Origin of the sequence: Spirosoma radiotolerans (assembly GCF_000974425.1) — a bacterium.
In the GTDB taxonomy this organism is placed as follows: domain Bacteria; phylum Bacteroidota; class Bacteroidia; order Cytophagales; family Spirosomataceae; genus Spirosoma; species Spirosoma radiotolerans.
This window is the reverse complement of record NZ_CP010429.1, coordinates 5,521,993-5,536,478: the sequence shown is the minus strand read 5'-3', so window position 1 is coordinate 5,536,478 and position 14,486 is coordinate 5,521,993. Positions and strand designations below refer to the sequence as shown.

At 44.3% G+C, this 14,486-nt stretch carries 11 protein-coding genes; all 11 read right to left on the bottom strand.

What is annotated here, in order from left to right; all coding sequences use genetic code 11:
* Positions 1 to 17: 17 nt before the first annotated feature.
* Positions 18 to 1,283: a WcaI family glycosyltransferase gene (locus tag SD10_RS22505; RefSeq protein ID WP_046576946.1), complete on the bottom strand. Its 1,266-nt coding sequence runs from the start codon at positions 1,281 to 1,283 to the stop codon at positions 18 to 20.
* Between the two features lie 57 nt (positions 1,284 to 1,340).
* Positions 1,341 to 2,174, bottom strand: a complete 834-nt coding sequence (locus tag SD10_RS22500) for a glycosyltransferase family 2 protein (protein ID WP_046576943.1) — start codon at positions 2,172 to 2,174, stop codon at positions 1,341 to 1,343.
* Positions 2,175 to 3,355: 1,181 nt separating this feature from the next.
* Complete coding sequence (locus SD10_RS22495; protein ID WP_046576941.1) at positions 3,356 to 4,222, bottom strand: aldo/keto reductase; 867 nt, start codon at positions 4,220 to 4,222, stop codon at positions 3,356 to 3,358.
* A complete protein-coding gene (locus tag SD10_RS22490) occupies positions 4,191 to 5,870 on the bottom strand; it encodes a GMC oxidoreductase (RefSeq protein ID WP_046576939.1) in 1,680 nt (559 codons plus the stop codon). Before SD10_RS22490 ends, SD10_RS22495 begins: the two co-directional genes overlap by 32 nt.
* A 1-nt stretch (position 5,871) precedes the next feature.
* A complete protein-coding gene (locus SD10_RS22485) occupies positions 5,872 to 6,453 on the bottom strand; it encodes an LbetaH domain-containing protein (protein WP_046579995.1) in 582 nt (193 codons plus the stop codon).
* A gap of 214 nt (positions 6,454 to 6,667) precedes the next feature.
* Entirely contained in the window at positions 6,668 to 7,672 is a 1,005-nt protein-coding gene (locus SD10_RS30550) for an acyltransferase family protein (RefSeq protein WP_046576937.1), read from the bottom strand.
* A 245-nt stretch (positions 7,673 to 7,917) separates the two neighbouring features.
* Positions 7,918 to 9,156: a glycosyltransferase gene (locus tag SD10_RS22475; RefSeq protein WP_046576936.1), complete on the bottom strand. Its 1,239-nt coding sequence runs from the start codon at positions 9,154 to 9,156 to the stop codon at positions 7,918 to 7,920.
* 60 nt (positions 9,157 to 9,216) lie between these two features.
* Positions 9,217 to 10,293, bottom strand: coding sequence for a glycosyltransferase family 9 protein (locus tag SD10_RS22470; protein WP_046576934.1), 1,077 nt, complete (start codon positions 10,291 to 10,293; stop codon positions 9,217 to 9,219).
* A 51-nt stretch (positions 10,294 to 10,344) separates the two neighbouring features.
* Positions 10,345 to 12,081, bottom strand: a complete 1,737-nt coding sequence (locus SD10_RS22465) for a hypothetical protein (RefSeq protein ID WP_046576932.1) — start codon at positions 12,079 to 12,081, stop codon at positions 10,345 to 10,347.
* Positions 12,082 to 12,154: 73 nt separating this feature from the next.
* Positions 12,155 to 13,705, bottom strand: coding sequence for a lipopolysaccharide biosynthesis protein (locus tag SD10_RS22460; RefSeq protein WP_148562491.1), 1,551 nt, complete (start codon positions 13,703 to 13,705; stop codon positions 12,155 to 12,157).
* Between the two features lie 93 nt (positions 13,706 to 13,798).
* Positions 13,799 to 14,464: a sugar transferase gene (locus SD10_RS22455; RefSeq protein ID WP_046576927.1), complete on the bottom strand. Its 666-nt coding sequence runs from the start codon at positions 14,462 to 14,464 to the stop codon at positions 13,799 to 13,801.
* Positions 14,465 to 14,486: the final 22 nt, after the last annotated feature.

Here is a 14,486-nt window from a genome sequence, read left to right as displayed (position 1 = left end):
GCTTGGTTGAGCTACTATCATATGGGTAAAACGCTTTCCTCGATTGGGCTGGGCACGTTTTGTAAAGCCAATAGCTCTCGTTCGAACTGCTGAAGAATAGCCTGTTTTTCAAGGTTATTTCTGGCAAATAACCGTGCCCTCGCCTTTATTTCGGATAAGTCGAGGCTCAGCGCTTTGTTTATCCCCTTAATCAACGCTTCGCTCGATTCCGGCTCGATCAGCATACCGATCTGATGGCGGTTGATAATATCGTACAGCGTGGTGCCGGGTGTGGCAGAGACTAACGCGCACCCGCCAGCCGCCAGAATACCCGTTAACTTTGACGGAAGCACTAAGTCAGAGGCTGATTTTTTTTGCAGAACCAGATGAATATCAGCCGTGGCCAAAAGGGCTGATAACTTTTCATAAGGCTGTAACGGATGGAACCATACGTTTGTCAGGTTTCTCTCTTTCACTAGAGATTCCAATGATGATTTGGCTCCCCCGGCACCAAAAATCAAAAATTTGACGTTGCTTTTGACCGCGAAATGATTGGCGGCATCAATGATCAATTCCAGACCCTGTTTTTCACCCAGGCTACCGGAATACATAACCACTTGATCGTGCTCACTCAGGCCTAGCTCTTTCCGCAGCGATTCCTCACGCGGTAAGGGTTTGATGGAGAATTCATCTACCCAGTTCGGGAATAACAAGCAGGTCGATTGAATCACATTTTTTTGGGCTACTTTACGCACCATTCCCTCGCTGATGGTGGACACAACGGTGCATCGCTTCAGAATAAATTCTTCTATCAGAAACAGCAGTTTCAGGAAGTTCTTGTTTTTGAACATCTTCAGCTCTTTGGCCATATCGATTTGCAAGTCCTGTATATGACACCAGAGCGGTACTTTACGAAGCCTCGTATAAATAACGGGTAATATGCCGATGTGGAACGGTGGCGATATACAGATGACAACATCGTAACGCTTAGCGAAAAAAATACCCAACCAGTAAATCAGGCTGCTGGCCACAAAGGAGAATTCATGGAGAATTCGGGTCAGCGATGTCACCTTGGCAGGAACGTAGAACGGGCAGCGATTAACAGTTGCCCCCTCAATAGTTTCGGTAAACCATAGCTTTCCTCTATACTGCTTGTGCACTTTCCATTCCGGGTAATAGGGCATGCCAGTGATCACGCGTACCGAATGGCCCTGTTGGGCCAGCCAGGCACCCATCTCACCCGTATATCTGCCGACTCCTGTAAGTTCCGGCGCATAATTAATGTCGTAAATTAAAATGTTCATTAGCCTGTAAATGCTTTAAAAAGAGGAAGATTCTTTCAGGTTGTATAGTGTCGGGAGCTAGCTATTCAGATGCTCCTGTTCTCTTAATAACTCCTTCGTTTTCAGTACAATAAAATACTCGTAAATCGCCTGAAGGGTTGCGTTGGTTAAGCCAGCCTGGCCGTCGAGAAAAGAGAGACGCCAGAAAACCATGTAAAACCACTTGATCAGCGGCCGACCGGGTAACTTGTAGAAAAGGCCTTTCTGGTGGTAGCGCTGGTCGCTGAAATCACGGTTGAGTAAGGCCTTTTTTACCGAGAATTTGATATTCCCCTTATGCTCTTCAACCCAGCGCTTAGCCTCCATGGATGAGTACTGGTTGTGTTTGTTGAGCCAGTGCCGAAACCCTTTCGAAAACGGGTAATGGTTGAAATAGCCGTCGATTTCTTCTACCGTTCCGTCAACCTCCAGAACTTCATTAATTTCCCGATGATAATGGGCTTTCCCCAAACGGACCAGGCGAATATAAAAAGGCGTCATTTGAGAATATTTGAGCCATTTTTTGCCAATGTAATCTCTTCGCCTAAGCCGAAAACCGTTGGTTGTATCCGTTGCTTTTTGGATATGTTCCTGCATTACAGAAAGCAACTGACCGGGAATTTGCTCGTCTGCATCCAGAATAAACAACCATGGATATTTGTACGGTAAATCTCGTAACGCAGCGTTACGTTGGGCCGCATAACTATCGAATTTTCGCTGTGTAACGATTGCCCCCGCTTTCTGAGCTATTTCAACCGTTCGATCATTGCTAAATGAATCGAATACATGAATATCATCGCACCATGACACGGACTTCAGGCATTTGGGTAAATCCTGTTCTTCGTCTTTGGTAAGTATGAGAACTGATATCATAATGTATCGAACTAGTTTACTTTTAGATGAACGCTGCTTGTCGATAAATGCACTTCCTGATCGGTTATAGCATCTGCATAAAATGGCTTCTTACTTAGTAATTAATGAGCCTCATAGTTAAGATGACGTGTGGTAGAAGCCTTATGTAAATGGTGATTGTTTAATCGAAAAATTTAATGTACATGATGCCTACTCTACCTTGAAAATGATAACTGATTGGTCTGACAAATAGACTAGAAAATAAGCGCTGAGGATAGATCAATTAAGATGTAATTCCTGGATAGCACTTTTTTTATTCAGATTAGACTTCACCGATCAAAAACCTCGGAACTTGTGCGTTCATACTTGGCTAGCTGCTAAGCGAACCATTAAGATGCAGCCTGTTTTTTGGTAGCCTATATTGACGAACAGGTTCGCCTGGTATTTTTATGATTTCCACTTTTGTGAATACTGAATTAGAAGAGTGTTTCATGATCGGCGTAAATTACGGGTACTTCCTCAACGGTAACCGGGTAGGTTCATTCAGAAGAGAAATAAAATGGATAAAAAGTCATACTACAAGACTACTCATTTGATACAGAATAAACAAGTAAAACTTCTGATTTTCAGGTGGTTAATCGATATGAAAAATCAATATACTTTATTAAGGAAGATGACTGTCTTTTCAGGCAACTTGATGACTAAGGTCCAAATAAATATTACCAATAATTGAAAAACGTAAATAGTAAGCTTCTTAAAAAAGTTGATAGTCATTATTTAGTCTACTGTTTATTACTTTGATAACCGCTATTCTGATTTACCCGAAAAAGAGCCATTCTTTCTATAAATTAAGATGAAATTTAGCTTAACTGATTGATAATCAGTTTTTATTTCCGCTAAGTAAAATTTTTGCCAATGCGTTATTAATGACGTACTTTATTTTGCTGATTGTTTACTAAAATAAAGCATTTTTAGCCGTTGCCTGATTATAAGCAGATATGTAGAAAATGGTATACTATTTTTTGTTGATATAGTCTACTTGTTTCTCTTAAATTACAGGCCTGCTATGATTGATTAGCCAGTATTTTTTCTTTGAAAATAAACTTATTTCCAGTTAAAAGTATATGTAAAGTCGGTTACTTATAGCTGGCTTTACATATAGTTGTTTTATGTTTATCGATTCGGCTAACTGAGTAGTACATTTATAGTATACTATTATTGAATGAACGTATTGACTCAATATTATTTTTTAAATGTTGCTGATTAAACATCGAGCAAAGGACTACACTATTGGGAAAGTCTTCAAAAAGCTTGTTGAGCTTTTCGGATGGCGTCATGGTTTTTGTGCCTCCGCTGAGTGGTGAGAATAAAATATTAGCTCGTGAACCCCGCTCTGCTACCACATGATCGTATCCTGGTGAACCCGGAGAATTGTCGAATTGCAGAACATCGAAATTCGAGAGATAGGCTTTGTGGATAGGCTCCTGTGACCTAAAATAAGCTAGCCCCCAGGCCCGGATTTTTCCTTCCCTCTTCAATTGCTCGGCCGTGAGCGCTAATTCATCAAAGTAGATAAGATCCTCCTGGGGCTCATGAATGAAAAAATAATCCAGATAATCCGTGTTTAGCGCCCGCAAACTCTTTTCCAGACTTTGGCGCATCTGCATGGCCCGCAGTGGAATTCGGTCATGGAAACGATCAGCTACGCTAGTTGGCTTATTCGATGTCAATGTTATTTTTTCTGGCGAAGACTGCCTGCGCCAGGTATCCAGCATCACGCGGACCAGTGGTTTGACTGGTCTGAACAAGGCGGCTTTCCAGTTTGCCTGAACCCCAAATTTACTGGCCAGAACTACCCGGTCCCGACGGCCTTTGATGCGCTTTCCAACAAATTCTTCAGCTTCTCCGTACCCATAAGAACGGGCTAGGTCGAGGTGGGTAATGCCACAATCGAGAGCACAGTCGAGCGCTCGTTGCGCCTTTACTTTATCAACCGAGCCTAGTATTGGCGCACAACCAAAGCCTAAAGCAGAAGACTTAATTCCGCTGACTAATTCCACTGTTTTCATATACGTCGCTTAAGTATTCGGCCAGGCGTATGGCAAAAGCGCCCAAAAAGAAGGTTGGGTTGGCCTGCCCGGAGGTTGGAAAAACAGAACTGCTGCACACAAAGACGTTTTGCGTGCCCCACACCTTTAGGTTCTGGTCGACTACTCCTTTGGCAGGAGAATCGGCGATCCGGGTCGTACCCGATTGGTGAATACCATCGCGGGACATACTGCGGATGGCGGCAGGCAACTCGTCCTCGGTGTACCAGTAAATCAACTCGCCACAGCCACAGTCCCGCAGCCATGTATCGAGTACGCGGTGTAATTTGATCACCGACTGAATGTCAGCTTCTGTCAGATCATAATGAACGACCAGGCCTTCGCCATCAGGGCCAAGCTCCATGCGATTGTTGGCGTCAGGCACCTGTTCGGCGTGAAAATGAAGTGCATAGCGATTCTGCGGACTGAAGAGGAAAACGCCCGGTAGTTTCCGGTTCAAAAAATACCGTTTGTAGAAAATAGACGCCGGGGTTGTCAATGAGTTAGGAAAACCACGAACAATATTCCAAACGTGTTGAGGCACACCCGTTACCTTTCCTTTGGTGATCGAGTGGGCAATCGCGGGGGGCGCCAGCTTTTTGCCTAAAATGGGCATGATCATGGCGAGGTACATGAACGACATGGCCCCACTACGGTGCTTTGGGTTAAAGTAAAGCGGATTATCGAGCCAGATAGCTGTATTCAGCAGATTTTGTTCGGCAAGAAATTTAGAGGAAAACTGAAAACGCCGTCTCACATACGTCCCATCACTGTCTCGCAAGAACCCAAAGTCTGTTTTTGACGGGTTTCCGGTAAACTGGATGGAGGCAATTTTTCCCGAAATATGTCCTTGGTAATACTTACCTAAAGCGCTTGGAATAGTGCCCAGATTCTTGAAGAGCTGCGTATTTCGGAGTAAGATGCGCGTACTCTCCTGCGTTCCGGCGGCAAGTACAAACGCTTTGGCTTTGATTTCGTAGATTTTTTTGTCTTTGACATGCCGGATAAACATCGACGATACGTTACCCCTCTGGTCTGGTGCAGCAAAGTCACGGGCTTCGTATCCCTGAATCAGCGTAAGGTTTGCCTGTGCAGCAATATCATTGGCATAGCGGTCGCCAAACCGGGTGGGCATGCTCCAGCGCTCAACGACAGAGTCTGTCACGATTCCTTCCCGAAAGTTTTCGGCGATTCTGGCGTTCCCATAGTTGGATGATTCGTGGAGATCAAAAACGGGATTGCCGCATTCGAAATAGGTGGCTGCGCGGGGAATATACTTCGTCATTTCCCGATACAAATCAGGCCCCCAGGTGCAACCGTCTGCCACAATTGGGCGATCAATGAAGTCAATCTCGTCGTACATAACGCACCGCCCGCCCCAGGTGGCCGATGAACCGCCCAGCCCTTTGTTCGTGCATTCATAAGGGCTGTGATGATTTATGGCATTTTTGATCTCGATTGTATCGTCGAGACTATTCACGGGAGCTTGTCCTTTGTAGCCGTATTCAATGAGCAGCACTTGCCGTTCTCGGTTCAGACGGCTGTACTCAAGAGCGAGTGTAATGCCCGCAGGGCCGCTGCCTACCACACACACATCGTACTCTTTTTGAGGTAAAATTTCTGCAATCATATCAGTAAACTTCTTCCTTAACCGTAAAATTATGACGCTCTTTCAGGGGTTTGGCGGGGTTGCCACCGTAGACTGTCCACGGCTCAAGGCTTCTTGATGTGAGCGCAGCTGCCCCAAGGACGCTGCCTTCCCGGCAATGAACCCCAGGTAAGACAATCGCTCTGGCGCAAACCCATGCGTAGGGGCCAATGGTAATTTTACTTTTCAAATAGGTGAATTCGGCACTGTTATAATTATGCGTTGCGCCACACAGGTAAGCGTCCTGGGAAATGATAGAATGGTGGCCCAGGTAAATTCCGCCGGGATTGTAGATCTCGACCCCGGAGCCAATCGTAACAACATCCTCTGTCTCCAATAGCCAGGGTGCCCATATTTTACAGGAGGGATAAATGAAATTTGTCCGGCCGATTTTGGCCCCGAACTGCCGTAGCATCCAGATGCGCCAGGCGTGCATTGGGTTGGGCGTCCACTGGCAGAGTAAGCGCCAGGTAACGCTCCACAACAGTCGACGTAGCTTATTTCGGACCGAAAATGAAGGCCGCAGATAAGGGTCTGGATTCGAATAAGTATGGCTTGATAGCATTGACGTATGTAGTTGGTATTCTTTATCGGCCCCAGGAACGATGAGCCGCATCGACCTGGCTTATTTTATAGTTCCAGTCTTTTACAAGGCCATGACTCGCGAAGCTGAATTCTTTACCTTGCGCTCATCCATTCGGTAAAAGTGCATCGCAATCAACAAGTGCCGACAAATAGAAACCGTTTATGGATGGTTTGAAGAATAAAGTGCAGGGATATTAAGTCTCCGGCTCAAGAACGGGATGGCTTGACGTAGAGAATGTGTATTTTATTTTTGTGGAGAGTTTAGCGAAAGGTTTTTCGAACGTCCTGTAGAATATCCACGCTAATAAAGTCGTCACTAAAATGGTTAGAAGGAAAAGTATCCATTTGTTGACTGGAGAAAAATAAGGATTAAGTAAATTAATAAACTTGATGCCAAGCGGAAAATGAATCAGGTAAAATGAATATGATATTTCCCCTATAAAATTTGGCAACTTACCTATGGATCCCTGATACCCTAAAATAAAGCCAATTGTAACCGATGCAACCAACGCTTCTGTAGCTCCGTATACTACATATGTCAACGGAAGTAGGGAAATTAACGCAATGGTATTGAGTATTTTCGAGCCTTGGTTTGTGTAAATCATAAACCCGATAATGCCTATTAAAAAATAAACGATGTACGAGAAGAACAGAATATAGTCTATTAATTGTGATTGACCAATTAGTATCAGGATTGGCGTGAATACAAGGATGTATGTCCTGGGTAACTTTACAATTATAGTATAAAGTAAACCGATGAAAAGGTAATATTCTGCTTCGACAGCTAATGTCCAGAATACTGGATTGTCGTCTGGAAAATGAAAATAAAACAAACTGGCTATGATTGATTCGACTGTTTCGGGATAGTTTATGCCGCGTATTTTATAAGAGAAAAAACTTATTAGTAACGTAAGGGCGAGGGCTGCGAGGTAAGGTGGATGCAAGCGAAGAAGCCGTTTCAGGAGAAAACGGAAATAATACTCAATTGAATACCGGCCCATGTACAAACTTAAGGGTATGACAAAGCCCGAAACGACAAAGAAAATTTGTACACCGTATTTTCCATAGTCGTAGAAAAAGACAAATAAATCGTTATACGCGTTTTCGGCGTATAGCGGATACCCAAAATGACAAAAGCATACAGCAATTACGGCTATAGCTCTTAGGAGTATCAAACTGTCGAGTTTATTTCTTTTCATAACAAGGTTCAACACAGGATTAATAAATACGAGCCTGTATCAAGTTTCAATAGTGAGCTTACCAGAAATTCAAAATGGGTTAGCTGCTCATGATCTCGGAAAATAAGCGAACGTTATGACTTCGTTGCAATGACTATTTTAAAAACACCTGCCTTTTTCGACGTATTTACCTGATAAAATAGGGATAGAAAAACGTTTCCTGGATAATGGCAATTCGCCATAAAAAGATATGAAAGGCTGTCTTATCAAGTGCTGAATACATCAATTAGATGTTGAGTCGTAAGCACTATTGAAAATGTTTTTTGAAATGTTTCCAGGGCATTCTTGCTCATTTGTTGCTTCTCAGCCATTGATAAATTCAGCCACTGCTGTATTACCTGGTACACGCCATCAATAGTGTCGGGTGCAACAAAACCACTACATGACTGGTCAATTTCCCGCCAGATATTTACCTGATTCGAGATCAGGACAGGTTTTCCACAAGCCAGCGCTTCGACAACGGCAATACCAAAATTTTCCTGATGACTCGATAGCACAAAAGCCTCGCACCCATAAAAGGCGCCCCATTTGGCATCGCCACTGAGCATGTTGACAAAAGAAATTGCTGATTCCTGTGCCTGGTCTGCCTGCGCCAACTGCTGGACAGCCTGCCCATAGAGCGTATCCAGCCCAGGACCCGCAATGAGAAGTCTGGGTATACGTACCTCTTCATCAGGCAGGGCTTCATGCTGAGAAATGCCTACTTCGGCAGTTGCGTAATGATTGACGATCTGCTGGTAGGCTTTCACCAGCAGATCGACCCCTTTTTTTTGATTGATACGGCTCAGAAACAGGATGTAAGGCGTATCGCTCAGCTCCGGGCATTTCTCCAGAAAGGCTTCCCGCATGGCCGGCGTGTATACCGGCGGCTCCTCAACCCCCAGGCCAACCACAATCTCCGATTTTGGTTTGTAGGGGTGAAAAGGCTCCCGAGCGAGTTGCTTCTCCTCTTCGCAAGTGAACAATAAGCCATCGGCCTCATTAATTACTTTACTTTCAATTAGTTGCCAGTAAAGCCAATTGCGGAGTGCCTTCATTTTTCTGCCCGGGGCCTGTTGAAAATAGGGGTCCAGCATACCATGAGGCATGATGAAAAATCGTGGCCGTGCTTCATTCCCTGACTGGCTCCGGCAGGCCTGAATGGCTTTCCGCAAGGCATAGCCATGGTAAAGCCATAGTCCATGAAGTAGAACAATATCGAATCGATGAAGATTATCCACCAGCCAGGGCCTGAACTTAGCCCCATAAGACCAGGGCGTTTTGGCCGGACCCAACATGTGAATGAGCGCCGGTTCATTTAGCAGAAAAGGTTCTCCGGGACTATCAAGACCAGTTACTTCATTGTATATCCCTTGTTTCGAAAGCTCGGTACACATGGTTCGGACAGCTTGGCTTACACCGCCTAGGTTCGGATTCATGCCAGCAATAACATGGAGAATTTTCATGGATAAATGGTTGATTTCGAAGCCATTAGGGTTCACTGATACTTTACCATGACACTGTATTCAGGCTAAAAAGCCAGTCTGCTTTCGGATCGAAATGGTTTTCAGTATAGCCTCCTGCACTTCACTGACGGTGATCGAAAGGATGCATTTCTTCTGCTGCTCAACACAAACCTCAAGGCCGCAACCGGCGCACTCCGTTCGGTGATAAATAATTTGGTTTCTGGACCCTCGTGGAAACCAGCGACCGGGCAGATTCCTCGCCGAAAAAATGCCGACACAAGGCGTTCCAACGCAGGCCGCCAGATGCATTGGGCCACTGTCGTGGCCAACAAAGACGCTGGCCCGTTTCAGAACAGCGGCTGAAACTCTGGGCGTCAGTTTTCCGCAAAGGTTTAGTCCGTTACCTCCCCAGGCTTCCAGAAGTTTAGCCGACCGTTCGGCTTCTTCAGCGGCCCCGATCAACACCAGTCGCCAGCCCGGTAAGGAAGCCTGAAGCTGGTTGAAGAGCTTAGTCCAGTTGTGGGGCTCCCAATCATTGGCCTGGTTTTTTGTGCCAATACTGACGGCTATGATTGGGGTTCGGGATGAAATAGTAGACAGCGCCTGTTGGGCTAGTTGAAGCTCAACAGCAGTAAGTCGGAGGTCCCAATAGTGGTTGTCATCAAGCGGAACTACCCCCAGCGTATTTACCTGTCGGGCTAATCGAACAGCCTCCCATTCGGGTTCTCTGGAACTGTCAGGAGACGTACCGGAATTTTCGTCTGCAAAACCGATGAACTGGCTAATCCCGGCCGTTTTGAAGAAAAACCGGTCACGTTTGATCGCTAGTTGCGATCTGGCCGACATCAGACTAACCACAGTATCTATTTTCAGGGATCGTATTTTCCAGATTAGATCGGCAAAAACGAATGGATTTCTGGTGCCAACCGGATAATTCATCACCCTGTTAAAAAAATAATCTTTCCCTAATACGGTTTCCAGTGGAGCCGCTTTTGTGGCAACCGGACGATTGGTTAGCAAGGTTAGGTCAGCATCTGGAAAAGACTCTTTTACCTTATGAAAACATGGAAGAGCCATCACTGTATCGCCCAAACTGCCAAGTCTATAAATAAGAACTTTATTGCCAATTGCTTTCATAATATAGGTTGTATAGTATCGACGAAAAATTAATAGTATCAAGAATTTTTACTAATTGTCCCGGAGCTTAATGACCTTATGATAAACTGGCAGCATGTATTTTTCTGACTGCACATTTCGTAATTTCTTAATCGTTTGACCACTTATTCCCTTAATGAGCTTATCCAATAAACGGGTTGAATGATAAAACAGAATATACAGTAGTATTATCTGTATCCAGCCGCGTAATAAAAACGTACCTATGCCTTCTACACTTTCAATAGTCAGAAATCGAAAGATGTCTGTTAAAACCAGCAAACCGCATAAGCTAAAGGTTATTGGCGTTGATTTTTTGGTAGAGAATCGGGTCAGTTTTCTTATTGAAAACTTATCATAAAGTAAAAAAACCGGAATAATGCCTATGCCTAAAATAGCTAAATACCACCAGCCAAATGCCGACATGCTTACGCCAGAAAGATGCCCGGTTCGAAAGCCCCCAATGGCCCAGGGATTTCCCGTTACTTTATAATGGAAATAATCTCCGAATGAACCAGAACTAACAAATCCTTTGTCAACATTAATGCCGAGCGTTTGTAAAAAAGGCAGTGGGAGTATGGCAAAGAAGTGATCGATGGTGTAATTCAGCATATCCGAATCGGGGTTGCTGACCTTCGATGCCATTATAAGACTTAAGTCATTGTATTTGAGGTTGGAAAACCGGGCCAGGAAAATATTGTCCATATAATACTCGTCCCAGAATCGATTCTCTGCGATATCGGTGCCCATCAATCGAAATAATCGGATTCCTTCCTTGTCAAAAAAATTGATAAACGTTCGCTCCAGAAGTTCTGTATACGTAATGTTATGGCGGTCGTCCCGAACCATAACCATAGCCGTACTAACATCGGCAACAGGGCCGGTAATAATCCATAAACTTATCGCGCCAATAAATACGTTTTTTAATGTAAAAAAACGGGGCTTGAAATAATCAATCAGTAGCCCTAACCCATAAGCGAAACTGATGGATGTGAAACCGACTATAAACCCAGTCCGGTTGTTACGGGCAATGCTGACAATAAAAAGGAAGATGGTAAATACAAGTAAATAAATCGTCGTTCTTTTTGTGATTGTTTCCTTGCTGCCATAGAGCTTTCCAACCGGAATAAAGTAAGGCGCATATGAGAACGGAATCAATGCCTGAATGAACTTGTCGGATGCGGCTCCCGTTGGAGACCAGCCAACGGGCGTGTATATGTAACTATAAAATGTAGCGGCAACGCCCATCAAGCCCATCAGCCATAATTGAAGGCTAGTTGGTGGATTAAAAAAGCCGACTTTATTAAGGACGGAATGGGTTCGATTAATTGTTTTTTTAAAGACGAGTTGATAAAAAATATGCGCCAATACAATGACGAATAGCGAAGCCATTGAGTGGAGAAATACGTCATAGGGACGCTCCAGATTAAAGATAATTGGCTTGCTTTCAATTAGGGTGAATAATAAGGGAAAGTAGAATTGGGTTGAGGCAAAACCCAGGACTAAAATCGTAGAAAGCGGGTAGTTCAGTAAAACGCTTGAACGTAAAAAGACTTTTGTCGTAACGGCCCAGGCAATGAGTACGCATATAACGGCAACCCAGTTGGCAGTAACTTGGAAAAGAATACATTGCAGTACAGAAGCTATAATCAGCGTAATCCAGGACCACCTCACCACAATAAAAACAAACTTCTCAGTTGCTTCTGGGGCAAACTGCTCCTGTTCCGGGTAAGCCATTGGCCGCTCATATGCATCTGGTATCTTAGGGGTCATGCTGCTTAACGATTAATGTCCTGGATAGCTCAAACAGGCGATTGAAAGAAGTGAGAGTAGAGATAGGCAGGCTTTAGTCAGACAATTGATCGACGGGTTGCATTTTTCGTGCACCTGGTAAATTCATCAGGAGTTTTCGGATACGTTTTGTTGCAAACGCGGGTAGGATTTGCCAATACCGCCAGAAATTCCAGGAAAACAGAGCGATAGCCACCAGGAGGATCATCCACTTCATGTGGGGCAGTTGCGTCATGGCTCCCATGGCAAAGGCAGCGATCCAAATCGACATAACCGCTATACTGAATGGCTGCCTGGGCCACCGTAAGTCATTCGTTTCCAGCCAGCGCTTGGCCACCGTTTTATACCCAATGGCAGCGGCTATCTCGGCCAGCAGTAAGGCAACGCCTGCGCCAAGTATGCCATTGCTCGGTACCAGAATGAAGAGTCCGGCAATCACAATAAAGGCTGCCAGGGCCGGAAGCACGACCTGAGGCCCCAGCATATTATTGCCGATCACAACTGCCATGGCCGGTTGCGCTACGGCATAAACCAGAATAGCCAGCGAAAGGATGGCGAACAATAAGGAGTCGAAAGGAACCTGCCCACGAGTCCAGATTGTATACAGTGGCTCAACAACGGCCTGCAAAACAACGATGGCAGGTGCAATGAGCGCAACGACCATGATCCATATGATGCCAAACGAGGCATCGACCCGGTCCTGATCGCGCTGGTGTAAAAAACGTACCAGTTCGGGCATCAGCGGATTCGTTATAGTCCGCAATCCCTGCAAGGCAACATTGGCCCCCGTACGCATGGTTGAGAAAGCGACCAGTCCGGTAGCGCCGGATAAAGGCGCCAGAAAAAGCCGTACGCCCTGTTGCCGAACATTTTCAAGCAACACTTTCCCAAATATGGCTAATGAACGGACGAAGTTATACGAGCCTAATGCCCAGGATGGCTTGCTGAATTTGATCTTTTCCTTTCGGGCTAAAAAGAACAAATCTATATAGATCGGAATATTGAAAATGGTTATTGCGCAGGCTGTTATTAATCCCGTTGTCAATAAATCAGCCCCAAAGATTACAGCCGTAATCGGCGCGGCAGAATTTACAATTGCGGTAAGGAAATTCCACCAGAACATGCGTGGAGAATGTCCGTAAGGAGCCAGCGCTCGAAAAAATATTCCAGCTATACCGAAAACTGGCCAGGTAAAACTTTGGAATAATAAAACGAGTCCGGCGTCATGAATAAGCGTAGTATCTGTATTCTTTGCTTTGCTGATCAGAAAATCTAATGAATTCGTATTAATTAAAATAACGATCAGTAAAACTTCCGCCAGATTGATGAGTATGTTAATGAATATACCCGACCATAAATAATTACTTAATTCATGATTATTTTCTTTGCCGATGCGCAAAAATTCGTACCCTAAAAATTCCTGATGACCAAAATCCACTATCGATAAAATACTGATCAGTGCATAAGTAGACAGCCAGATACCATAGGTAATAACGCTCCAATGAGACAAATAAATTGGGACCAATGCTATCTGCGATACCATGGTGACTCCAATTTGTGCCCAGGATGCTGCACTGCCAGATAGTACCCGTGATGCTGTAGACATAAATGAACTAATTGAATTAAATTAGGCGCAACTTGCTTCTGAAATTTTTTTCGATAAGTAAACAACTAACTGACATGTTTATCGAATCAGCAATTACCAGGCGTTTTTATCGCCCTTAAGCATTTCTGTTACAGTCCACCAACAAATTTTTATATCGAACAGCAATGTGTGTTTTCTAATATAAAAAAGATCATACTGTAATCGGTGGTGGATTTTTACAAATTTATCCGTAATGCCACGTGAACCACGAACCTGCGCTAAACCAGTAATTCCGGGTAATGCCGCATAGCGATTATGATATCCTTTTAGAACGCCCCAGTAGTTCGCATCATGCTCGACGGCATGCGGCCTGGGCCCAACAACACTCATATTACCGAGTAACACGTTTAAGAACTGAGGCATCTCATCTATATTCGTTCTTCTCAGGAATTTTCCTATGCGTGTTACGCGCTCATCATCTTTTGTGGCTTGCCTAAAAACAGCGTTGTGCTCGTAAGTCATCGTTCTGAATTTAAAACAAAAAAAAGGTCGGCCATTACGCCCTGTTCGTAATTGAATAAAAAGTATAGGCCCTCGTGATTCCAGCTTAATGAGCAGGCCAACGAGTGGAATTAGCCATATCAGAATTGATACCGTCATTAGAATGGCTAACGATAGATCGAATAAGCGTTTATAGACACTGATATGTTTTTGTTCAATAAACAACGTATCATGTTCTACTTCTGGCTGAAAGGTTTTGACGTTAATAGAAGTTAACATAATTAATATGTTTTATTGATGG

Excerpts from the sequence above, each read along its gene's own strand:
- SD10_RS22505 (WP_046576946.1), bottom strand. The coding sequence starts at position 1,283 with ATGAACATTTTAATTTACGACATTAATTATGCGCCGGAACTTACAGGA.
- SD10_RS22460 (WP_148562491.1), bottom strand. The coding sequence starts at position 13,705 with ATGTCTACAGCATCACGGGTACTATCTGGCAGTGCAGCATCCTGGGCA.
- SD10_RS22495 (WP_046576941.1), bottom strand. The coding sequence starts at position 4,222 with ATGAAAACAGTGGAATTAGTCAGCGGAATTAAGTCTTCTGCTTTAGGC.
- SD10_RS22455 (WP_046576927.1), bottom strand. The coding sequence starts at position 14,464 with ATGTTAACTTCTATTAACGTCAAAACCTTTCAGCCAGAAGTAGAACAT.
- SD10_RS22490 (WP_046576939.1), bottom strand. The coding sequence starts at position 5,870 with ATGATTGCAGAAATTTTACCTCAAAAAGAGTACGATGTGTGTGTGGTA.
- SD10_RS22470 (WP_046576934.1), bottom strand. The coding sequence starts at position 10,293 with ATGAAAGCAATTGGCAATAAAGTTCTTATTTATAGACTTGGCAGTTTG.
- SD10_RS22465 (WP_046576932.1), bottom strand. The coding sequence starts at position 12,081 with ATGACCCCTAAGATACCAGATGCATATGAGCGGCCAATGGCTTACCCG.
- SD10_RS22485 (WP_046579995.1), bottom strand. The coding sequence starts at position 6,453 with ATGCTATCAAGCCATACTTATTCGAATCCAGACCCTTATCTGCGGCCT.
- SD10_RS30550 (WP_046576937.1), bottom strand. The coding sequence starts at position 7,672 with ATGAAAAGAAATAAACTCGACAGTTTGATACTCCTAAGAGCTATAGCC.
- SD10_RS22475 (WP_046576936.1), bottom strand. The coding sequence starts at position 9,156 with ATGAAAATTCTCCATGTTATTGCTGGCATGAATCCGAACCTAGGCGGT.
- SD10_RS22500 (WP_046576943.1), bottom strand. The coding sequence starts at position 2,174 with ATGATATCAGTTCTCATACTTACCAAAGACGAAGAACAGGATTTACCC.